This is a genomic window from Paenibacillus turpanensis (assembly GCF_011421635.1).
GTDB lineage: Bacteria > Bacillota > Bacilli > Paenibacillales > YIM-B00363 > Paenibacillus_AK > Paenibacillus_AK turpanensis.
Window position 1 is genome coordinate 41,272 of sequence record NZ_WTLI01000026.1, and the last position, 19,855, is coordinate 61,126.

Consider the following 19,855-nt stretch of genomic DNA (forward strand, 5'->3'; position numbering starts at 1 on the left):
CGGGTGTTTTACGCAGGATTATTTTGGGACTACTTAAAGAACTACTTCAAGACGCGAATGACCTACCGCTCCGATTTTTGGGTGCAGGTCCTATCCGATCTGCTGTTTTTCGGGATGAACCTGCTGTTTATTTTCGTCATCTTCCAGCACACGCCTGTTTTGGACGGCTGGACAAGAGAGCAGATCATTTTCATCTACGGCTACTTCATGGTCCCTTGGGGACTGTTCGGTACGTTCTTTAACTTGTGGAGCTTTACGGAACGCTACATTGTAAAAGGTGAAATGGACCGGGTGCTGACCCGCCCAGCACATAATCTGTTCCAGCTGCTGCTTGAAAACATGGATCCTTCCTCCTTATCCAGCGCAGCGCTGGGGGCAGCCATCATGGTTGTGACTTGGCCGATGATCGGTGCGGAATTCCTATGGTACGACCCGCTAGTGCTGCTGCTGCTTATTGCGGGTTCAGCGGCGATCTACGGCGGGATTTACATTGGACTAACGGCGATCTCGTTTTTCTCCGATGCTCCGACAGGCATTCTGCCGTTAATGTGGAACATCCAAAGCTACGGGCGCTATCCGGTAACGATTTATAACAAAGTGATCAAAGTGCTGCTGACGTGGATTTTGCCGTTTGCATTCGTCGGCTTTTATCCCGCGGCTTACTTTCTCAACCGGGAAATGTATCAAGGCGTGGCGCTGCTGACACCTGTAGTCGGAGCGGTGTTTTTGACGGCAGGGATTTTATTTTGGAACTGGGGCGTCAGCCGCTATCGCGGAGCCGGTTCCTAGATGATACCGTCGTTTGTCACGTAATGTGAGCTCCATATCCAGCAAAGGACTGCCCTTTCCAAGCGGCGGTCCTTTTTTCGGTTCAAAGAGCAAGCCTCCTTCGAATACATATAGAAAAAACGCAACACAAGGAGGAACTGCATGATCCGGATTTCCGATGCTCCCGTATCCGCAGGACAGCTGCTGAAAGAAGTGTCTCCGTCTGCTGTGAGCCTGGCTGCATTCATGAGAATGAGCACGAATAAAGAGCAGTATGAGTTTGATTCTTACCGTAACTTTTCCTATGAAATGCAGCTTCGAGACAGCATTGTTCGGGCGGCGTCGGAACTGAACTACAGCGGAGTCAGCTTTGCAGTCGATGAAAAGTCTCGCTGCAATCCGCAGTTTTGGCGGCGTACGGCAAATGGCGGCTTTGAGCTGCTTCCGGGCGTCACTCCTGCGAATGCGATTCGTGATATTTACGCCAATGGGGCAATGTATGCTTTTGAATGTGCCGCTGCGATTGTTATTGTTCTATATAAAGCGGTGCTGAGTACGTATACGGACGACATGTTTAATCGGCTTTTTGCGAATTTGTATTTGTATCATTGGAATTACGATCACGACCTGCGACTGTCGTCCGTCCCTGGAAATCAATTTTTGCCTGGGGATGTCCTCTACTTTGATAACCCTGAGGTGAATCCAGAAACCCCGCAATGGCAGGGGGAAAATGTCGTCGATATGGGAGGCGGCTTGTATTATGGGCACGGGATCGGGATCACGACAGCGGACCGCATTATTTATCATTTGAACAATCACCGGAGGCTCGGTGCGATGCAAAGCGCCTTTTTGATGAATCAGGCGACAAGGCCGGATTTTGCGTATTTGGCCCAGTTCAGTGCGAATCCAATGCCGCCGTTCCGTAATGTGCAGCAGGCGGCGCAGGGCGGCTCGTGTAATCCGAAGGAGCTTTTGATCGGCGCGAGGATCGGGGAGCGGCTTTCGCTTCAGGCAGAATAAAATTTCATCGGACATTCATTTCTTTTTAAGGATAAATTCAGGTTCCCTGCCAATACTCCACAATGTACGAATATTCCAATGGAGAAAGTTGAGGGAACAGCATGAATTTTTGGAATCGGAAAGCCGCCGCTGCGGCATTAACCGCAGTATTGGTCGGCACGGGGATGTTCGGTTCGCTGCAGGCTAATGCTTCGGCGCTGCAGGCGGAGGCAGCTGCGGGATCGGCGGCTCAGGCGGAAGTGAAGCTGGGGAAGCGTATGCACAAAGGGCCGGCTCCTTTGGATACGGCTGCGGAAGTGATTGGGCTGACGAAGGAGCAGCTTCAGAAGGAAATTGAAGCGGGCAAGACGTTGACGGCTATCGCCGGGGAAAAGGGCATGGCGAGGGAAACGCTGATCGCCAAGCTGGTGGAAAAGCACAACCAGCACATCGATCAAAAGGTGAAGGAGGGTCATATCTCCGAAGAATTCGCTGCAAAGCTGAAGGAGAAGGCGCCGGAGTTCACCGGGAAATGGGTGGACAGCGAAAGACCGGATCAAATGCTCCTGAAGCATAAGCATGGCATGCACCGTGGTGCGTATTTGGCGGGTGCTGCGGCGGAAGCGATCGGAGTGGAGAAGGCAGAGCTTTGGAAAGCGATGAAGGAAGGTAAGTCGGTCGCTGAAATCGCTCAGAGCAAAGGCGTTAGTAAGGAGCAGCTGATTGCCAAAATGAAGGAAGCTCTTACGGACGATATCGAAGCGTTTGTCGATCGGAAAAAAGAGAAGAAGTAACGCTGTAAACGAGCATGAAGTCAGCCGTCTCTAATTTGGAGGCGGTTTTTTTGCGTGGATATGAGTGGACATGCATGGAAAGGATTTGTAAGATGGACGTAACGTGAAGGTTTTGGGGATGATCAACGAAAATAACGGAGTGAAGTGAAGATCAAACGAGCTTCGAAGCGGGATATACATGAAAGAATATAGGGGAGGGACACGCATGCGGATCCAAGAAATTGCCCGGAAGCTCAATATGACCCCGAGAGCCATTCGGTTTTACGAGGAAAAAGGACTGATCAAGCCGGAGCGGCCGGATGAGAACGGATACCGGTCTTACAGCGATTCGGACGCGTGGCGGCTGCAGACGATTTCTGCGCTGAGGGAGATCGGATTGCCTCTGGAAGAGGTTCGGTCAGTGCTGGCAAGCGTCGAGGCGGAGGGGCCGATGGGGATTCGCAGCGGCTTGGAAACCCAGCGCAGCCTGCTGTTTCAGCAGTGGACGGGCTGCAGGGAGCTGATTCGCTGTGTCGACGGCATGCTGGAAAAGCTGGACCGCAACGATATGCCGGCGATGCACGATTTATTTGAGCTGGCGGACCGGATGAAACGGTGGAAGCAGGTGCGCGAAACCTGGGAGGAGCGGCTGCATTTCGACTCGCTTGCGGCGCAGTACGATGAGCTGCTGAAGGAAGACCGGCAAGGGTTAGGGGATAGGCAAGGGGCAGCAGATGAGAAGGAGCGTATGCTGCGCGAGCAGCAAGCCGGGACATCTAATCCGAACGAAATGCTTGCACAGCGGCTTTTTCCAATCGGCGCCTCTTATGATCAGGTTCTTGACCGGATTGTAGAGTGGATCGATCCTGAGCGTGAGGAATCGGGACTGGATGCGGCAACGGGAACAGGGAACCTGGCGGGCCGTTTTATCGCTCGCGGGGTACGGATGGCTGCGTTTGACCAGTCAAAGGGCATGCTGCGCAAAGCGAAGGAGAAAGCGGCCGGACTGGATGTGAAGCTGGGGAATTTATTGGCGATCCCCTACTTTGATGAGCAGTTTCATTTTGCTGTAACGAGTTTTTCTTTTCGCCATCTAACGCTGGAGGAATGCGGAATTGCCTTGGAGGAGCTTTGCAGGGTACTGAAGCGAGGCGGAAGGCTTTGTATTGCCGACGATTTTAGCTTGGTGCAAGCGGGAAGCGTTCAGGAGATTCGGCAGGTGCTCGTAAGCAAGCTCAAAGAGCTGCGCATGGTTACGGTCCAGCAGCCGGCAGTAGATCACATTCACTTGATTTACGCAGTGAAACGGTAATGAGATCAAAGGGTTATGACGTTAATTCATTCACACTTGAGCTTTACGCAGCGTTATCCTTTACGATCAACTTGAAACCGATCGAGGAGGATGAACCATGCCAAACCATGAACAAATTTACCGCAATCAGGCTGAGCAGTATGAGGAAATGATTTCGCGGCAAGAGAGCCTGCTGGAGGTCATTCGAAGCAAAATGAATCCGGACGGCTGCGATGTCATTGATCTTGGAGCGGGAACGGGAAGACTGACGAGAGCTCTTCTGCCAGCGGTCCGGTCCATAGTATCCGTGGACCAATCCCCAGCAATGCTGGGAGTGCTCAAGCAAAAGCTGTCGTCTCAGCTGCAGTCCAACTGGCGGGGCATAGCAGCTGATTATCGTTCCGTTCCGCTGCCGGACGGCTGCGCGGACCTTATTACGGCAGGCTGGAGCATTTGTTATACGGCTAGCTCGAATCACGCGGATTGGGAGACGAACGTAGAGCGGGTATATGGAGAAATAAAGCGGCTGCTCCGCCCTGGGGGAACGGCTATCATTTTTGAAACGATGGGGACAGGGGCTGAGACACCGGAGCCGCCTGCTTATTTGCTCCCATACTATGAAAAACTAGAACGGCACTATGGCTTTCAAACGCAATGGCTGCGCACCGATTATTCTTTTGACAGTGTGGAGCAGGCGGTTCAATTTGCTGAATTTTTCTTCGGACAGGAGCTTGCGGCGCGGATATCCGAGCACGGGTGGCGGCGGCTGCCCGAATGCTGCGGGGTTTGGTGGAAAGCGTTTTGATGCTTCGGTATAATGTTTGTAATGTTTTGGAATAGGAGTGATTGTGATTATGGCAGAGCTAGCAATTGGACAAGCCGTACCTGACTTTACATTACCGGCCTCGAACGGATCCGAGGTTTCGCTCAGCGATTTTCGCGGCAAAAAGGTCGTTATTTATTTTTACCCGAAGGATATGACCCCAGGCTGCACGCAGGAGTCCTGCGATTTCCGCGATTACACGGCGGAACTGCGCCAGCATCATGCGGAGATTATCGGGATTTCGCCGGATGATTTGAAGTCGCATGACAAGTTTATTGAAAAACACAGCCTTCCGTTCCTGCTGCTGGCCGATGAGGAGCATCGTGTTTCCGAGCTGTTCGGCGTGTGGAAAGAGAAGAAAATGTACGGCAAAACCTTTATGGGGATCGAGCGCTCGACCTTCGTCATCGATGAAGAGGGTAAGCTTGCTAAAGAATGGCGTAAGGTAAAGGTCGAAGGGCATGTGCAGGAAGTGCTTGAGTTTGTAAAAGGGTAAGCACGGCTGGAAAGAATCGGCAACATTTGTCTGTACAAAATTTTTGATCTCAGGTATTCTTTGTAGAGTGAAAAATAGAATAGAACTAGCTGGGAAAAAGGTGCCAGGCCCTATGAGCTTACGAGCTTCATGGGGCTGGCTTAATAGGGAAGCCGGTGTAAATCCGGCGCGGTCCCGCCACTGTATACGGGCGGCCATGCAAGCCATGGCCAACCTTCGGAAACACGTCACTGGGGGAAACCCGGGAAGACTCCGAAGGCTGCCCAGAGCCAGGAGACCTGCCTGTTTCCGTTGAACAACACGCGAACCTGCGAGGACAAGGAAGTGTTGAAGTGCGATGTTCCTGCAACGGAGGACGGAAAGTAGGTTTCTTTTCGCCGCTAGGAGTGAATGGACGAGCATTTCTGCACCCACGCCCGGGTTCAGGAATGCTCTTTTTAATATTTTTTGATAGAGAAAGCAACTGCGGGTTTGGCGAATTACTCGCTCACGCCGCTGCAGCTGTTCACGATTGGCATGCAGACTGCAGCACAGCCTGTGAGCTATGCCGCATCTGGGACTTATTTTTACGAAGGTGAAGCGTAAGCTTTACGTTCTGCTTGGTTCGGTTACGGGTATTTACAGTTTGGTGCTGGGTGTTTACCAGGCAGTACAAGAAAGGGGAGAGAGCGTTATGAATGAAAACAGGGGAAAGCTCCTCATCATTGGCTTTGGCCCGGGTTCAGCGGAGCATATTACGGAACGAGCGCGTACGGCATTGCAGGAGAGCGACGTCGTAATCGGCTACAATACATACGTTGATTTGATTCGGGATTTAATGACTGGGCAGCAAATCGTAAGAACGGGCATGACCGAGGAGGTCAGCCGGGCGCAGGAAGCGGTACGTCAAGCGGAAATGGGCAAAAAGGTTGCGGTCATTTCGAGCGGCGACGCCGGGGTGTACGGCATGGCCGGACTCGTATACGAGGTGCTGATCGAAAAAGGCTGGAAGGAAGCGCAGGGCGTCGAGGTAGAGGTCATTCCGGGCATTTCAGCAATTAACTCCTGTGCGTCGCTGCTTGGTGCGCCGGTTATGCACGATGCGTGCACGATCAGCTTAAGCGATCATTTGACGCCTTGGGAAACGATCGCGAAACGGATTGAAGCGGCGGCTTATGCGGATTTTGTGATTGCGCTTTATAATCCGCGCAGCGGCAGACGGACGCGGCAAATCGTGGAGACGCAGGCGATTTTGCTGAAGCATCGTTCGCCGGATACTCCAGTCGGCCTTGTTAAGAGCGCGTATCGCGACCGTGAGCATGTGGTCGTGACAACGCTGAGCAAGATGCTGGAGAATGATATCGGCATGCTGACGACCGTTATTATCGGCAACTCGACGACGTTCGTCTACGACGGCAAAATCATAACGCCGCGCGGCTACCAGCGCAAGTATACGCTGGATACGGCGGAGCAGCGGCTGAAGCCGGCCGAGCGGCTGCGCACCGAAGCGGAGCCGTGGTCGTTGAACGCGCAGGCGCCTGACTGGGAGGCGGCGCAGCCGGACCGCGGGCCGGCGCCTGGCGCGGGCGCAGCCGGGGCTTACGCGGCGAGCGGGGCGAGTGCGGCAGGCGCTGTGGGCGCGACGGCGGCGGGTACCGCCATCGGCGCAGCGGCGCCATGGGCCGGCGGGGGCCGCGCGGCTTCGCCGGAGGTGCTTGCCGCAGGGCCGGAGCGCAGCGCCACGGGCGCCCGGGCGGGCACCGCCGTTGCGGAGAAGCCGCAGCCGGTCGTTTCGCTCGGCGCGGTGGAGCTCGCGATGGAGGCGCTGGAGCGCGTTCGCGGGCCGATCGCGGCCCCAGCGGCGGACAGCCAGCCTTCGCGGACGAAGCAGGTGTCGATCTTCGAGGTCGCTGTAGCGCCCGGGATCGCCAACAAAAAGCTGACGAACCGGCAGATGCTGCTGCTCGCGGAGATCGCAGGAGACAGCGGCGAAATGGAGTACACGCCGAATCACCATTTTGTGCTGCGCATCCCGACGGATGAGCCGGAGCGAATTGTGGCTCGCTTGAAAGAGGCGAACCTGCTCGTATTCCCGATCGGGGATGTGGCGCAGGTGAAGGCATGCGATTTTTGCAATTTGGAAAAGACGGATGCGATTCCGGTCGCGGAGCAGCTGAACTTATCCTTCGGCGGCCTTCGCACACCGAAAGAGCTGCATGTCGCGGTGAACGGCTGCGGCATGGCATGCTACGGCGCAGTGCTGGAGGATATCGGGCTGGTGTATCGCAGAGGAGCATATGATTTGTTCCTCGGCGGAAAGAAAATCGGTCGCAATGCGCATTCCGGCATTTGTGTGGCGGAAGGCATTCCGGCAGAAGAAATCGTAGGGACGGTTGAACGGATTTTTGCCGAATATGCGGAAAAAGGCCATCCGAATGAACGTTTTCATAAATTTTTTAAACGAATGGGCAAGGTCGCAGGATTTGCCTATAATGCAGATGCCGCTCCGGTCGAAGTAGATCCGGTGTGCGGAGATTAAGAGAAAAACCAGGGGGGATATCGGATGGAAGCGATTTTGCTGGTAGGACATGGGAGTCGAGATGCAGAGGGAAATGCGGAGCTGCTTCGTTTTGCCGATATGGTTAGAGAAAGAGCGGGAGCTTCTTATTATATAGAAACATGCTTTTTAGAGCTGGCGCGGCCGAACATCCCGCAGGGAATTGCCAAGTGCGTGGAAGCGGGGGCAACGCGGGTTGTGCTGGTGCCGATTATTTTGTTTGCGGCCGGACATGCGAAAATCCACATTCCTGTGGAGATTGACCATGCGAAGCAAAAATATCCGCATGTGCAGTTTGCCTACGGACGCCCGATCGGCGTGCATCAAAAGGTCATGGATATTTTGTCGGAGCGTTTGTCGGAGGCAGGGTACGCAGCGCCGCAGGCGGCAGGGGAAGGCCAGCGGGATACCGATACAGCGGTACTGGTGCTGGGCAGGGGCAGCAGCGACTCGGATGCAAATAGCGATTTTTATAAAATGACGCGTCTGTTATGGGAGCAGCTTCCGGTAAAATGGGTGGAAAGCAGCTTTATCGGAGTAACGGAGCCGTCTTATCCGGAAGGCTTGGAGCGCTGTATGCGGCTTGGGGCGAAGAAAATTTATGTTTTGCCATATTTCTTGTTTACGGGCATTTTGATCAAGCGCATCGAGGAAATGACCGCCGAGTTTGCAGAGCAGAACGAACAGGTGCAGGTGGAGCTGGCCGGTTACTTCGGACTGCACCCGTATCTTGTTGAGCTGCTGCTGGACCGCGTGGCGGAAGCGTCCGAAGGACGCGCATTTATGAACTGCGACAACTGCAAGTATCGTCTGGAAGCTGCAGCGGCCCATGCGCATCACCATCATCATGACCACGATCATGATCATGACCATCATCATGGGCACGACGATCATCACGATCACGATCACGACCATGTGCATGCACATTCGCATGAACACGAGCACGATCATGACCACGAACACAGCCATGGGCATGCCCATGGACACGATCACGACCACGATCATCATGAAAAGCCGAAGCATGAGAAGGAGCCTGCGCAAGCGTCGAAAGGCCAGGTGGCCGGCGTATGATTTTCATGCTTTGCGGCACAAGCGACGCAAGAGAGCTGGCTGTACGCATCAAGCAGAGCGGCTGCGAGCTGCTCACCTCCGTCGTCACCGAAAGCGCAGCAAAAAGCCTCGAGGAAGCCGAGCTCTCCGTCCGGATGGGACGGCTCCCTCTCGCGGAAATGACGGCGCTGCTGCGCGAAACCGGCGCGCGCGCCGTTGTCGACGCGAGCCATCCGTTCGCCGAGGAGGCGCACCGCAATGCAATGCAGGCCGCGCAGGAGGCCGGCATCCCGTATATCCGTTTCGAGCGGGCCTCGCTCGTGTACGGCGACCATCCGCTGCTGACCGTCGTCTCCTCGTACGAGGAGGCGGCGCTTGCAGCGAAGCGGCTGAAAGGCTCGGTCATGCTGACCACAGGCAGCAAGACCCTGCAAATCTTCACCAAGCATTTGCTGGGCGATTCGGAAATCCGGCTCGTTGCTCGTATGCTGCCAAGGCTGGATAATATGGAGAAATGCGAGCAGCTTGGCGTCGAGCAAAAAAACATCATTGCCATGCAGGGGCCTTTTTCCCGTGAATTGAATGAAGCGCTGTACAAGCAGTTCGGCACCACCGTGATGGTAACGAAGGAAAGCGGAAAAACCGGAGCCGTCGACGAAAAGGTAGAGTCGGCGCTGCAAATGGGGATTGCCGTTATTTTGATATCGAGACCGGAAATCGAATTTGGCACCGTGTACAGCAAAGAAGAAGAGGTGCTTCAGCAGTTGAAGCAGCTGGGATTGACGGAAGCGTAGCCTTAGGCTGGATAGATAGAGATTTGATATAGAGGAGGACAATGAAATGGATTTTAAAACGGAATTTAAGCCGTTAACGGTACAGCCGCAGGAAATTGAAGGCATCAGCTTTCAAATGATTAAGGACGAGCTGGGTGAGCACCCGTTCACGGAGGAGCAGTTTCCGATCGTACAGCGCGTGATTCACGCTTCTGCAGATTTTGAACTAGGGCGCAGTCTTGTGTTTCAACCGGATGCGGTTCAAGCGGGCATAGAAGCGATCCGTGCAGGCAAGCGCGTCGTTGCGGACGTACAAATGATTCAAGCCGGTGTAAGTCAGGACCGTCTAAAGCGGTTTGGCGGAGGCATTGACGTGTACATCTCCGACCCGGACGTGATCGAAGAAGCGAAGCGTCTCAACACGACACGCGCCATCATTTCGATGCGCAAAGCGATCCGCGAGGCGGACGCAGGCATTTTTGCGATCGGCAACGCGCCGACGGCGCTGCTCGAGCTGATCCGCATGGTAAAGGAAGGCGAAGCGAAGCCAGGTCTTATTATCGGGCTTCCGGTCGGCTTCGTATCGGCCGCAGAATCGAAGGACGAGCTGCGTAAGCTGGACATTCCTTATATTACGAATATCGGACGAAAGGGCGGCAGCACGATTGTCGTATCCGTGATCAACGCGCTATCGCTGCTTGCTGTGAAACAGGACTAAACGATGCGCCACGGATTTACGACAGGGGCGTGCGCGTCGGCGACGGCCAAGGGCGCGCTGACCATGCTGCTGACAGGGCAGCCGGTACGGGAGGCGGAGATTTGGCTTCCGGCCGGCTTTGCCCATACCTTTGAGCTGATTGAGTGTGAGTGGACGGCGGCGGATTCCGCCCAGTGCGCGACCATTAAGGACGGCGGCGACGATCCGGATGCGACACATCAGGCTAAAATTGTTGCTACGGTGTCGTGGACCGACGGCGAAGGGATCGAGCTGGACGGGGGTGTCGGCGTCGGGCGGGTAACGAAGCCCGGGCTGCAAATTCCCGTAGGGGAAGCGGCGATCAACCCTGTTCCCCGTAAAATGATCCGCCAAGCGATCCAAGAAACCTTGGACGAGTATGGCGTGAACCGCGGGGTGCGGGTGGTCATTTCGGTGCCCGACGGTGAAGAAATCGCCAAGAAGACACTTAATGGCCGGCTTGGCATTATCGGCGGCATCTCCATACTCGGCACGCGCGGCGTCGTTGTGCCTTACTCTACGGCGGCATATAAGGCGAGCATCATTCAGGCTTTGCAGGTGGCCAAGGCCGCAGGTTGTCAGCATGTTGCACTGACTACGGGCGGCAGCAGCGAAAAGTCGGCGATGCGGCTGAACCCGGAGCTTCCGGAGGAAGCCTTTATCCAGATGGGCGAATTCGTCGGCTTTGCGCTTCAGCATGCGAAGCGGCTCGGTATGACGAAGATGAGCCTCGTCGGGATGATGGGCAAGTTTTCGAAGGTGGCGCAAGGGGTCATGATGGTGCACTCGAAGAGCGCTCCTGTCGATTTCGGCTTTTTGGCCCAAGTGGCGGAGGAAGCGGGCGGCTCACAGGCGCTAGTCGAAGCGATTCAGGGCGCAAACACGGCTTCGCAGGCTGGCGATCTCGCGCAGGAGGAAGGGCTGAACACCTTTTTTGATTTGCTGAGCGCCAATGCGTGCCGGCATGCGATGAAACAAATCGGCGGCGGTGCAGTGATTGAAACGGTACTGGTGACGATGAAGGGTGAAGTATTGGGGAGGGCCGAGTTACATGGGACACCGGATTAAATTGATCGGCGTTGGGGAAGAAGGGGCGGCAGGCTTATCCGCTGCGAGCCTTACGGTCATCCGTGAATCGGATGTACTGGCAGGCGGGGAGCGGCAGCTGTCGTTTTTCCCGGAATTTACAGGCGAGCGTGTCGTGCTGAAAAGCGGCATAACGAAAACGGTAGAGCAGTTGGCGGAGCTTCGCGAGCACAAGAAGGTAACGGTGCTTGGTTCCGGCGACCCGCTCTTTTTTGGCATTGCGGCGCTAATGGTGAAAAAGCTCGGGGCCGACGCGGTCGATATTCAGCCGAGCCTTAGCTCGCTGCAGCTTGCTTTTGCGCGGATGGGCGAAAGCTGGCATGACGCACAGCTGGAGAGCGTGCACGGCCGCCCGATGAAGGGGCTGGCGCAGCGGATCGACGGCAAGGCGAAGGTAGCGATTTTGACTGACGCGCAAAACAGTCCATCGGCGATTGCGCAGTATTTGCTGCAATTCGGGATGGACGAATACGAAGCGTTTGTGGCTGAGGATCTCGGCAGCGAGCAGGAGCGTTACGGATATTGGCCGCTGCAGGAGATGGCGGATGCAAGCTTTTCCGAGCTGAATGTCGTTATCTTGAAGCGGCGAGCTGACGCTCCTGAACCGCGCCGGGGCTTCGGCTTTGAGGACGAGGAGTTTCACCAGCGCAAGCCGGAAAAGGGCCTCATCACGAAAAAAGAGGTGCGGGTGCTAAGCCTTGCCGAGCTGCGGCTTCGTGCGGACAGCACCGTCTGGGACATTGGAGCGGGCTCCGGCTCGGTCGCGGTGGAGTGCTCTCGTCTGGCGCCTCGTGGAGAGGTATACGCCATCGAGAAGAATGAAGGCGATTTCGCGAACATTGAACAAAACCGGCTCAAGTTTCGCACCGATTTTACCGCGATTCACGCGAAGGCACCCGAGCGGCTCGATGAGCTTCCGGACCCGGATGCCGTGTTTATCGGCGGCAGCGGCGGCGAGCTGCGCGAGCTGATCCGCATTTGCTGTGAGCGGCTGAAGCCGGAAGGTCGCATCGTCGTGAACGCGGCGACGATCGAGACGCTGTCTGCGGCGAATCAGGCACTTGTGGAGCAGGGCTTCGAGGTGCGCATTACGCTGGTGCAAATTTCGCGGAGCAAGCCGATTTTGGACATGACCCGCTTTGAGGGTCTGAATCCGATTTATGTAATCACCGGCTTTCGCAGCGGTGGTTCTGTGCAGCAAGTAGAGGGGGCGGTTTAATCATGACAACGACAGTAGGCACGCTGTATGGCGTTGGTGTCGGCCCGGGGGACCCGGAGCTGATTACAGTCAAGGCGTATCGATATATGAGAGAGTGTCCGGTCATTGCATACCCGAAAAAGCGTATGGGCGGCAAATCGTACGCGCTGGAAATCGTGGAGATGTACTGTGACCCGGCGGAAAAGGAAATGCTCGGACTTGTGTTTCCGATGACAAAGGACCCGGCCATTTTGGAAAGAGAATGGAATAAAACGGTTGAGCTGTGCTGGGAACAGCTTCAAATGGGCAAAGACATCGCGTTCGTAACGGAAGGCGATCCGAACTTATACAGTACGTTTATTCATATGGCCCGCCTTATGCAGGAGCTGCATCCGGAGGTGCCGATTCGTACGGTGCCGGGCATTTCCTCAATTCTCGGAGCGGCGGCGCAGCTGGGCTTCCCGCTTGCGGACGGCGACGAGCAGGTAGCAATTGTACCGGCTACGGACGACCCAGAAGCGATGCGCAAGGCGATCGTTGACCATGACACGGTCATTTTTATCAAAGTAGCGAAGGTGCTTGATCAGATGATCGCTGTCCTAGAGGAGCTGGGCTTGGCCGACAAGGCTTCTGTCATTACGAAAGCGACGTCCCCGTACGAGCTGGTATGGAGAGATGTGCGTGAGCTGAAGGGGCAGGAGCTGGAATACTTAACGTTAATGGTGGTGAGAAAATGAGCAGCGGCGAAGCGAAGGTTTATATTATCGGAGCGGGTCCCGGCGACCCGGAGCTGATCACGGTCAAAGGCTTGAAGCTGCTGAAGCAGGCCGAGCTGGTGCTGTACACGGATTCGCTCGTTAACGAGGAGCTGATCGCACAGGCCGGCGAAGGCGCTGAGGTGCTGCAAAGCTCCGGCATGGATCTCGAGGAAATGGTCGAGGTCATGGCCAAAGCGGTCAACGAGGGGAAAAATGTCGCGCGTGTACATACCGGCGATCCGGCCGTATACGGCGCGATTTTGGAGCAGATGGTGCTGCTGAAGCAGCGCGGCATTCCGTATGAAATTGTTCCGGGAGTGAGCTCCGTATTCGCCTCGGCGGCGGTGCTTGGCGCGGAGCTGACCGTACCGGACTTGACGCAGACAGTGATTTTGACGCGTGCCGAAGGACGAACACCGGTGCCGGAGCGCGAGAAGCTGCGCGATTTGGCGTCGCATCACTGCACGGTTGCATTATTTTTAAGCGCGACCTTGGCCAAAAAGGTTGTCCGTGAGTTTCTTGAGGCGGGCTGGTCCGAGGATACTCCTGTAGCCGTCGTTCAGCGGGCGACGTGGCCGGATCAAAAGATCGTGCGTTCCACACTGAAAAATCTCGACGATGACTTACGTTCGGCTGGCATCCGCATGCATGCGATGATACTGGCCGGATGGGCACTGGACCCGACGATCACCGAGCGCGACGAGCATCGTTCGAAGCTGTATGACAAGACGTTTACGCACGGGTACCGCAAGGGGGTCGCCGCTCATGAGTAAGCCGTTTGCGGCGGTGGCCATCACGAAGCATGGGGTGGAAATGGCCCGCAGCCTCGTGGAGTCGTTCAGCGGTACGGATTTATATTATATGAGCAAGTTTGCCCGGGGCGATGAGGAAGAGAAGGGCTACCACATGTTTGAAGGCTCGGTGAAGCTCATTCTCCCGGATCTTTTTAAAAAATACAGTGGACTTATTATTATTATTTCCCTTGGTGCGGTTGTGCGCATGATTGCTCCGATTCTGGAGGATAAAAAGAAGGACCCGGCCGTCGTTGTGATCGACGATCGCGGCGAGCATGTTATTTCCGTGCTGTCCGGCCATTTGGGCGGGGCGAACGAGCTGACGCGCCAGGTGGCGGCGGCGATCGGCGCAAGACCGGTCATTACGACTGCCTCGGACGTGCAGCAGACGATTCCGGTTGACCTTTTCGGTCGGCAGTTCGGCTGGGAGATCGAAAGCTTTGAGAAGGCGACGCCGGTCAGCGCCTCGGTCGTGAATGAGGAGCGGGTGGCTGTCGTGCAGGAAACCGGCGAAACAGGCTGGTGGACGTATGAAAAACCGCTGCCTTCGCATATCAAGGTGTATGGAAGTGCCTCGGAGGCAATGGAAGGCGCCGAATTTGACGCAGCACTGGTCATCACGGATCGGCTACTGGACGCCGGGGAGGAAGCCGCGCTGCTGGGCAACGGTGTGCTGTACCGCCCGCGTTCGCTGGTGCTTGGCATCGGGTGCAACCGCGGCACGTCCGCGGAGGAAATCGAAGGGGTGATCGCGGAGACACTGGCGGAGCTGAAGCTGTCGATCCGCAGCGTTCGTAATATTGCGACGATCAACCTGAAGGCGGATGAAGAAGGGCTGCTTGCGGTGTGCCGTAAGCACAAGTGGGAGCTCGTCACCTATACTCCGGAGGAGCTTAACGCCGTCGAGCTGCCGAATCCTTCGGAAACGGTGTTCAAGTATACCGGCGCTTACGGCGTGAGCGAACCGGCGGCTCGTTTATCTTCGGGAGCTTCTAGCTGGCTGCTGGAAAAACGCAAAAGCGGCAACGTGACGATTTCGGTAACTCGCATTCCGTTCGCGGCCGCCCCCGCTTCCAGTTCAACGGCAGAGGCAGCTGCAGCGACGGAAACGGCTGCAGCCCGGCAGGTGGCGCAAAAATGAGCGGAGAAGTGCAGCGGGAACGCCGCAGCCGTCTCGTCATCGCCGGCACAGGCAGCGGCGTCGGCAAGACGACGGTGACGCTCGGGCTGATGAAGGCGCTCGCTCGCAGCGGACGAACGGTTCAAGGCTTTAAATGCGGGCCGGATTATATCGACCCTACCTATCATACAGCGGTAACGGGACGGCCGTCGCGTAATCTCGATACGTGGATGATGGAGACGGAACGGATGAAGGAGATCTTTCTGCGCGGCTCTGCTGGTGCGGATATTTCCGTCATCGAGGGCGTGATGGGGCTTTATGACGGTAAGGACCCGCTCTCAAACCGCGGCTCGACAGCGGAAATCGCTGCCGAGCTGGACGCGCCGGTGCTGCTGATCGTCAATGCGCAGAGCATGGCGCGCAGCGCGGCCGCCGTCGTGCTCGGCTTTCAGAAGCTGGACCCGCGCGTGCGAATCGCCGGGGTCATTGCCAATCGCTGCGGCAGCAAAGGGCACTACCAGCTCGTTAAGGCCGCGATCGAGCAGGAATGCGGCGTGCCGGTCATCGGCTGGCTCGGCCGCGACGAATCGCTCGGTATCCCCGAGCGGCATCTTGGCCTTGTGCCGGCAATCGAGCGCGGCGAGCTTGACCCGCTCTTCGAGCGGGCGGCGGACTTCATCGAGCAGGGCGTCGAGCTGGAAGCGCTGCTCGCGCTCGCCGACAGTGCGCCGGCTCTGGCCTGGCCGGAGCAGCGCTTATTCACCGCCGAGCCTGCGCCGGCGAGTCCGAGTCAGCGGCTGTCCGCCGCGGACTCCGGCGCTGCTTCAGCCGCAAGCCCTGTCATTGCCGTCGCAAAAGACGCGGCGTTTAATTTTTACTACCGCGAAAACCTCGAGCTGCTCGAGCAGGCGGGCGCACGCTTAGCCTATTTCAGCCCGCTCGCGGGCGAAACCGTCCCTGCAGAGGCGCACGGCTTGTACCTCGGCGGCGGCTTCCCGGAGGAATTCGCCGCCGAGCTTTCCGCCAACGAGCGCTTCAAGCAGGACGTGCGCGGCCTCGCCCAGCGCGGAATGCCCATCTTCGCCGAATGCGGCGGCTACATGTACCTGTGCCGCTCGATCACGGATCGCGCGGGCCAAACCTACGCCATGGCGGGCCTCATCCCCGCCGACGTGGCGATGCAGACCAAGCTCGCGGCGCTAGGCTACCGCGAGGCCAAGGCAGAGCGCGACTGCCTGCTCCTAGCAGCAGGCGAAACGATTCGCGGCCACGAGTTTCACTACTCTACCGCGAAACGCGACCCCGCCCCGACGCCGGAAGAAGAGTCGGCGTATCCATACGCCTACGAAACGAAGGGTCTGCGCGGGGCGGGCAAGGACGGCTACGCAGCCGGCAATATTTTGGCCGGCTACACGCATGTTCACTTCGCCTCCCATCCACAGGCGGCTGTGCGTTTCGTCGAGCGGTGCGAGGCATATCGCTCCCAACAAAATCATTGAATTCAAAGCGACCGCTTTTCGGAAGTACGAGAAGTGGTCGCTTTTATGATGCTTGGTACCCTTACCTCCAGTGATAGCGCTCATGAACTATCCTTCTGGTTATTCTTGTTCAAATCCGTAATCCCGTTCGACCTTGCAGACCCTTGTCTTATAACTTTGATACCAATCTGATTTCCCTTTCTTTTGGGCAAGCAGATGTCTTTCGTTTTGTTTCCAATTTTGGATTGCTTCAAGCGACTCCCAATAAGAAACCGTAATGCCTAAGCCATCTCTGGCGCTCTCTACACCTAAAAATCCCGGCTGAAGAGAGGCAAGACGAACCATTTCCTCGGCCATTTCGGCATACCCGTTGTCCCCATCCGTTCGAACGGAAGTAAAAATGACTGCGTAATAAGGGGGGCGGGGAGTTTTTGCTGCTTCGCTCATAATTCCCTCCATGAATAGTGATAATCAACTCATTTTCAATAGTCTAGACATCAAGAACCTCAGCTTCAAGCTTGATCGCTAAGATCATTCCATTAAAGGGTTATGCTAGTGTTTTCCATACACTAAGCTAGATTTCCTTTAGCTATGCCGCAAAGTTAATTGTTTATTTTTATAAGCATTTTAAAATGTGTGAATGCTTACCAACCCCAAGGTTTTGATATTTGTTTTTCTCGCAACTGGCATATCTCCACCTCCAATCCCATATACTCTACCAAACTTAAGAAATTAATAGATTGGACGGAGGAAGATATTATGCCAGCCCGCATAGCCGCACTCGTACTCTCTTTCTTGCTTATTGCCGCTGTATGGACACCTCAGGTCTGGGCCGACGACACACTGACGAAGCAGCAGTCAGATCTTTATCAGCAGCTCGTCTCCGGCAAACGAATTTCGAATGAAACTTCTTACGAGATTCCCGACTCTCCTACCGTATATTTAACCTTCGATGATGGACCGAGCCAGCATACCGAGCAGGTGCTCGACATTTTACAAGAAAACGAGATTCAAGCGACTTTTTTTGTGCTAGGCGAACAAGCTTTGCTTAGACCGGACACGGTCAGACGAATGGTGAGAGAGGGGCATGTCCTCGGCAACCACTCTTTCAATCACAAATATGACGAGCTCTATGAATCGTTTGGAAACTACTGGAAGCAATTTATGAAAACCGAGGAAGCCATCCGGCAGCTGACGGGAAGCGGAACAAGCCTGGCCCGGGCGCCGGGAGGCACCTATAATCACTACGACAATTTCTATTTTTACTATATGGAGCTGGCAGGCATCCAAGTGCACGACTGGAACGTAGATTCGGGCGATTCCCGCCGCAGAGGCGTACCTGCAAGTGAAATCATCGCAAACGTCAAAAAAGCTCCTTTGCAGCATGAAATGAACGTGCTGATGCATGACGGGGCCGGGCATGAAGAGACCGTAAAAGCACTACCGGAAATCATCTCTTATTTTCAGGAAAAAGGCTACCGTTTTGCCCCGCTTAGCGAAAAGGTGAAGCCGATGCAGTTCCGTCTCAGTCCATTTCCTAAATACAAACGCACGCATTCGGAAAACCAGTTCAACACCAATATACAGCTTGTCCGAGATTTTCGGGCGCATTACGCGAAAGAACAGCAAGCCATCCCGATCCCAACGGTAACGGAAAAGGTATATGCCACCGTAGCCATCGCCGAAGCAGTGACATCAGCGCTTCCAAAGGAGCTTCGCCTTCAGACCGGTACCCATAGCCTAAAGTGGACGGACTCCGATTTCAAACTAAAAAACGATCGTTTTTATGTTCCGCTTCGCCAAATGGCGGAGTCACTTGGAGCAGACATCACATGGATCGAAGTGGAACGTACGGCGATCCTCCGTTATGGATTCACTCTTATCCGCTATCAGATGGATACGCATGTTGTTACGGTTTCCGGTGCACAGGGCGAACGTGAATATAGGCTGGCGGACACTGCACTGCAAAAAGGCCGGATCTGGGTTCCTCTCCGCACCACACTGGAATGGCTTGGCAGCGGGGTGCAGTCCTATCAAGTAGGCCCGCAGTCCTCCGAGGTGGTAGTCAGACCGTACGGTCAAGCCGTTATATTTCTACCTAAAGCCTAGGTTTATCTCATAGAAACAATGGACATGCTAGAGATATAGATTCCTATATTTAGAGCAGGAGGCATTCCATTGATGATGGATCGAAAATCGGTACTATGGGACGAACCTCGCATCGTGGCAGAGCAGTTCATTCATAATATGGAAAAGGTAATCGTTGGAAAACGACAAGCCATTGAACTTATTTTTATTGCTGTCTTAGCCGGAGGGCATGTGCTGCTGGAGGATGTGCCGGGCGTAGGTAAAACGAGGCTCGTCAAAGCGTTGGCGAAGAGCCTTGGCTGTTCTTTTAAACGGATTCAATTTACGCCGGATTTGCTTCCATCTGATGTAACGGGAGTAACCGTCTACCATGCGCAAAAAGGAACCTTTGAATTCCGCCCGGGGCCGGTTATGGCCAATCTCGTGCTGGCGGATGAGATTAACCGCACCTCTCCCAAAACGCAGGCTGCTTTGCTTGAAGCCATGGAAGAGCGTCAGGTAACCGTAGATGGTGAAACACGGGCGCTTGATCATCCGTTTATCGTGTTTGCCACGCAAAACCCGCTAGAGTTTGAAGGGACCTTTGAGCTTCCGGAGGCACAGCTTGACCGATTCCTGCTGCGGGTAAGGCTTGGATATCCAAGCGCAGCCGAGGAAATCGCGATGCTGGGCAAGCTGCAGGAGCATGATCCGCTTGAGGATCTGCGCCCGGTCATGGTCCGCGATGAGCTGGTTCGGCTCCAGGAGGATGTCCGTTCCATCCACGTAGACGAAGCGATTAAACAGTTTATTGTTGAAACGGTACAGGCGACCCGCCGTCATCCGGATGTACAGCTGGGGGCAAGCCCGCGCGCATCCATTGCGGTCATGAGAGCGGCGCAAGCAGCTGCTTTTATTAAGGGCAGAAGCTATGTCGTGCCCGATGATGTGAAGGAGCTGCTGCCTTACACGCTGGCCCATCGTATCGTGCTGCTGCCGGAAGCAAAGTGGAAGCACGGAACGGCGGATTACATTATCCGGCAAATTGTGGACCGAAGCGGCGTACCGGTTCATCCGCTTACCTCGGCCGTTAACTAGGGAGAGGCAGC

The 19,855-nt window shown here is 55.5% G+C and carries 20 protein-coding genes and 1 riboswitch; of the genes, 19 read left to right on the forward strand and 1 reads right to left on the reverse strand.

What is annotated here, in order from left to right:
- Window positions 1–3: 3 nt before the first annotated feature.
- The 17 genes from GQS10_RS20130 to GQS10_RS20210 all read left to right on the forward strand — a co-directional run bounded on the left by GQS10_RS20130 (window position 4) and on the right by GQS10_RS20210 (window position 16,700).
- Window positions 4–789 (forward strand): ABC transporter permease, encoded by a 786-nt coding sequence (locus GQS10_RS20130; RefSeq protein ID WP_341805109.1) that lies wholly within the window; start codon window positions 4–6, stop codon window positions 787–789.
- A 141-nt stretch (window positions 790–930) separates the two neighbouring features.
- On the forward strand, window positions 931–1,788 hold the full coding sequence (locus tag GQS10_RS20135; RefSeq protein WP_166245600.1) for a protein-glutamine gamma-glutamyltransferase: 858 nt from the start codon (window positions 931–933) through the stop codon (window positions 1,786–1,788).
- A 101-nt stretch (window positions 1,789–1,889) separates the two neighbouring features.
- Window positions 1,890–2,561 (forward strand): hypothetical protein, encoded by a 672-nt coding sequence (locus GQS10_RS20140; protein ID WP_166245602.1) that lies wholly within the window; start codon window positions 1,890–1,892, stop codon window positions 2,559–2,561.
- A gap of 205 nt (window positions 2,562–2,766) precedes the next feature.
- Complete coding sequence (locus GQS10_RS20145; RefSeq protein WP_166245605.1) at window positions 2,767–3,852, forward strand: MerR family transcriptional regulator; 1,086 nt, start codon at window positions 2,767–2,769, stop codon at window positions 3,850–3,852.
- A 97-nt stretch (window positions 3,853–3,949) separates the two neighbouring features.
- A complete protein-coding gene (locus GQS10_RS20150) occupies window positions 3,950–4,636 on the forward strand; it encodes a class I SAM-dependent methyltransferase (protein ID WP_166245607.1) in 687 nt (228 codons plus the stop codon).
- Between the two features lie 49 nt (window positions 4,637–4,685).
- Entirely contained in the window at window positions 4,686–5,150 is a 465-nt protein-coding gene (gene bcp, locus GQS10_RS20155; RefSeq protein ID WP_166245608.1) for a thioredoxin-dependent thiol peroxidase, read from the forward strand.
- Between the two features lie 81 nt (window positions 5,151–5,231).
- Window positions 5,232–5,450, forward strand: a riboswitch (cobalamin riboswitch).
- Window positions 5,451–5,597: 147 nt separating this feature from the next.
- Entirely contained in the window at window positions 5,598–5,735 is a 138-nt protein-coding gene (locus GQS10_RS20160; protein ID WP_166245610.1) for a hypothetical protein, read from the forward strand.
- Window positions 5,736–5,823: 88 nt separating this feature from the next.
- Window positions 5,824–7,668: a precorrin-3B C(17)-methyltransferase gene (gene cobJ, locus GQS10_RS20165; RefSeq protein WP_166245612.1), complete on the forward strand. Its 1,845-nt coding sequence runs from the start codon at window positions 5,824–5,826 to the stop codon at window positions 7,666–7,668.
- Between the two features lie 24 nt (window positions 7,669–7,692).
- Entirely contained in the window at window positions 7,693–8,757 is a 1,065-nt protein-coding gene (locus GQS10_RS20170; protein WP_166245614.1) for a sirohydrochlorin chelatase, read from the forward strand.
- Window positions 8,754–9,530, forward strand: coding sequence for a precorrin-6A reductase (gene cobK / locus GQS10_RS20175; protein ID WP_166245616.1), 777 nt, complete (start codon window positions 8,754–8,756; stop codon window positions 9,528–9,530). Before GQS10_RS20170 ends, cobK begins: the two co-directional genes overlap by 4 nt.
- Before the next feature lie 46 nt (window positions 9,531–9,576).
- On the forward strand, window positions 9,577–10,227 hold the full coding sequence (locus GQS10_RS20180; protein ID WP_166245619.1) for a precorrin-8X methylmutase: 651 nt from the start codon (window positions 9,577–9,579) through the stop codon (window positions 10,225–10,227).
- A gap of 3 nt (window positions 10,228–10,230) precedes the next feature.
- Window positions 10,231–11,313 (forward strand): cobalt-precorrin-5B (C(1))-methyltransferase, encoded by a 1,083-nt coding sequence (locus GQS10_RS20185; RefSeq protein ID WP_166245621.1) that lies wholly within the window; start codon window positions 10,231–10,233, stop codon window positions 11,311–11,313.
- Window positions 11,297–12,550 carry a precorrin-6y C5,15-methyltransferase (decarboxylating) subunit CbiE gene (gene cbiE, locus GQS10_RS20190; RefSeq protein ID WP_166245623.1) on the forward strand — a complete coding sequence of 418 codons (1,254 nt, stop codon included), beginning with the start codon at window positions 11,297–11,299 and terminating at the stop codon, window positions 12,548–12,550. The genes GQS10_RS20185 and cbiE overlap by 17 nt, the downstream gene beginning before the upstream one ends.
- A 2-nt stretch (window positions 12,551–12,552) precedes the next feature.
- Window positions 12,553–13,266 (forward strand): precorrin-2 C(20)-methyltransferase, encoded by a 714-nt coding sequence (cobI, locus tag GQS10_RS20195; RefSeq protein ID WP_166245625.1) that lies wholly within the window; start codon window positions 12,553–12,555, stop codon window positions 13,264–13,266.
- Window positions 13,263–14,060 carry a precorrin-4 C(11)-methyltransferase gene (gene cobM / locus GQS10_RS20200; protein ID WP_166245627.1) on the forward strand — a complete coding sequence of 266 codons (798 nt, stop codon included), beginning with the start codon at window positions 13,263–13,265 and terminating at the stop codon, window positions 14,058–14,060. Before cobI ends, cobM begins: the two co-directional genes overlap by 4 nt.
- A complete protein-coding gene (locus tag GQS10_RS20205) occupies window positions 14,053–15,222 on the forward strand; it encodes a cobalt-precorrin 5A hydrolase (protein WP_166245629.1) in 1,170 nt (389 codons plus the stop codon). The genes cobM and GQS10_RS20205 overlap by 8 nt, the downstream gene beginning before the upstream one ends.
- A complete protein-coding gene (locus tag GQS10_RS20210; protein WP_166245631.1) occupies window positions 15,219–16,700 on the forward strand; it encodes a cobyrinic acid a,c-diamide synthase CobB in 1,482 nt (493 codons plus the stop codon). Before GQS10_RS20205 ends, GQS10_RS20210 begins: the two co-directional genes overlap by 4 nt.
- Window positions 16,701–16,799: 99 nt before the next feature.
- On the opposite strand, the gene GQS10_RS20215 is transcribed toward GQS10_RS20210, so the two are convergent.
- Window positions 16,800–17,126 (reverse strand): antibiotic biosynthesis monooxygenase family protein, encoded by a 327-nt coding sequence (locus GQS10_RS20215; protein ID WP_166245633.1) that lies wholly within the window; start codon window positions 17,124–17,126, stop codon window positions 16,800–16,802.
- Between the two features lie 312 nt (window positions 17,127–17,438).
- Between GQS10_RS20215 and GQS10_RS20220 the strand changes: the two genes are divergently transcribed.
- Both GQS10_RS20220 and GQS10_RS20225 read left to right on the forward strand, forming a co-directional pair.
- A complete protein-coding gene (locus GQS10_RS20220; RefSeq protein ID WP_166245635.1) occupies window positions 17,439–18,788 on the forward strand; it encodes a polysaccharide deacetylase in 1,350 nt (449 codons plus the stop codon).
- Between the two features lie 72 nt (window positions 18,789–18,860).
- Complete coding sequence (locus tag GQS10_RS20225; RefSeq protein WP_243735303.1) at window positions 18,861–19,844, forward strand: AAA family ATPase; 984 nt, start codon at window positions 18,861–18,863, stop codon at window positions 19,842–19,844.
- Window positions 19,845–19,855 lie beyond the last annotated feature (11 nt).

What these genes read in the sequence shown, in the direction of transcription:
- GQS10_RS20135 (WP_166245600.1), top strand. Translation starts at nt 931, where the DNA reads ATGATCCGGATTTCCGATGCTCCCGTATCCGCAGGACAGCTGCTGAAA.
- GQS10_RS20140 (WP_166245602.1), top strand. Translation starts at nt 1,890, where the DNA reads ATGAATTTTTGGAATCGGAAAGCCGCCGCTGCGGCATTAACCGCAGTA.
- GQS10_RS20145 (WP_166245605.1), top strand. Translation starts at nt 2,767, where the DNA reads ATGCGGATCCAAGAAATTGCCCGGAAGCTCAATATGACCCCGAGAGCC.
- GQS10_RS20150 (WP_166245607.1), top strand. Translation starts at nt 3,950, where the DNA reads ATGCCAAACCATGAACAAATTTACCGCAATCAGGCTGAGCAGTATGAG.
- bcp (WP_166245608.1), top strand. Translation starts at nt 4,686, where the DNA reads ATGGCAGAGCTAGCAATTGGACAAGCCGTACCTGACTTTACATTACCG.
- cobJ (WP_166245612.1), top strand. Translation starts at nt 5,824, where the DNA reads ATGAATGAAAACAGGGGAAAGCTCCTCATCATTGGCTTTGGCCCGGGT.
- GQS10_RS20170 (WP_166245614.1), top strand. Translation starts at nt 7,693, where the DNA reads ATGGAAGCGATTTTGCTGGTAGGACATGGGAGTCGAGATGCAGAGGGA.
- cobK (WP_166245616.1), top strand. Translation starts at nt 8,754, where the DNA reads ATGATTTTCATGCTTTGCGGCACAAGCGACGCAAGAGAGCTGGCTGTA.
- GQS10_RS20180 (WP_166245619.1), top strand. Translation starts at nt 9,577, where the DNA reads ATGGATTTTAAAACGGAATTTAAGCCGTTAACGGTACAGCCGCAGGAA.
- GQS10_RS20185 (WP_166245621.1), top strand. Translation starts at nt 10,231, where the DNA reads ATGCGCCACGGATTTACGACAGGGGCGTGCGCGTCGGCGACGGCCAAG.
- cbiE (WP_166245623.1), top strand. Translation starts at nt 11,297, where the DNA reads ATGGGACACCGGATTAAATTGATCGGCGTTGGGGAAGAAGGGGCGGCA.
- cobI (WP_166245625.1), top strand. Translation starts at nt 12,553, where the DNA reads ATGACAACGACAGTAGGCACGCTGTATGGCGTTGGTGTCGGCCCGGGG.
- cobM (WP_166245627.1), top strand. Translation starts at nt 13,263, where the DNA reads ATGAGCAGCGGCGAAGCGAAGGTTTATATTATCGGAGCGGGTCCCGGC.
- GQS10_RS20205 (WP_166245629.1), top strand. Translation starts at nt 14,053, where the DNA reads ATGAGTAAGCCGTTTGCGGCGGTGGCCATCACGAAGCATGGGGTGGAA.
- GQS10_RS20210 (WP_166245631.1), top strand. Translation starts at nt 15,219, where the DNA reads ATGAGCGGAGAAGTGCAGCGGGAACGCCGCAGCCGTCTCGTCATCGCC.
- GQS10_RS20215 (WP_166245633.1), bottom strand. Translation starts at nt 17,126, where the DNA reads ATGAGCGAAGCAGCAAAAACTCCCCGCCCCCCTTATTACGCAGTCATT.
- GQS10_RS20220 (WP_166245635.1), top strand. Translation starts at nt 17,439, where the DNA reads ATGCCAGCCCGCATAGCCGCACTCGTACTCTCTTTCTTGCTTATTGCC.
- GQS10_RS20225 (WP_243735303.1), top strand. Translation starts at nt 18,861, where the DNA reads ATGATGGATCGAAAATCGGTACTATGGGACGAACCTCGCATCGTGGCA.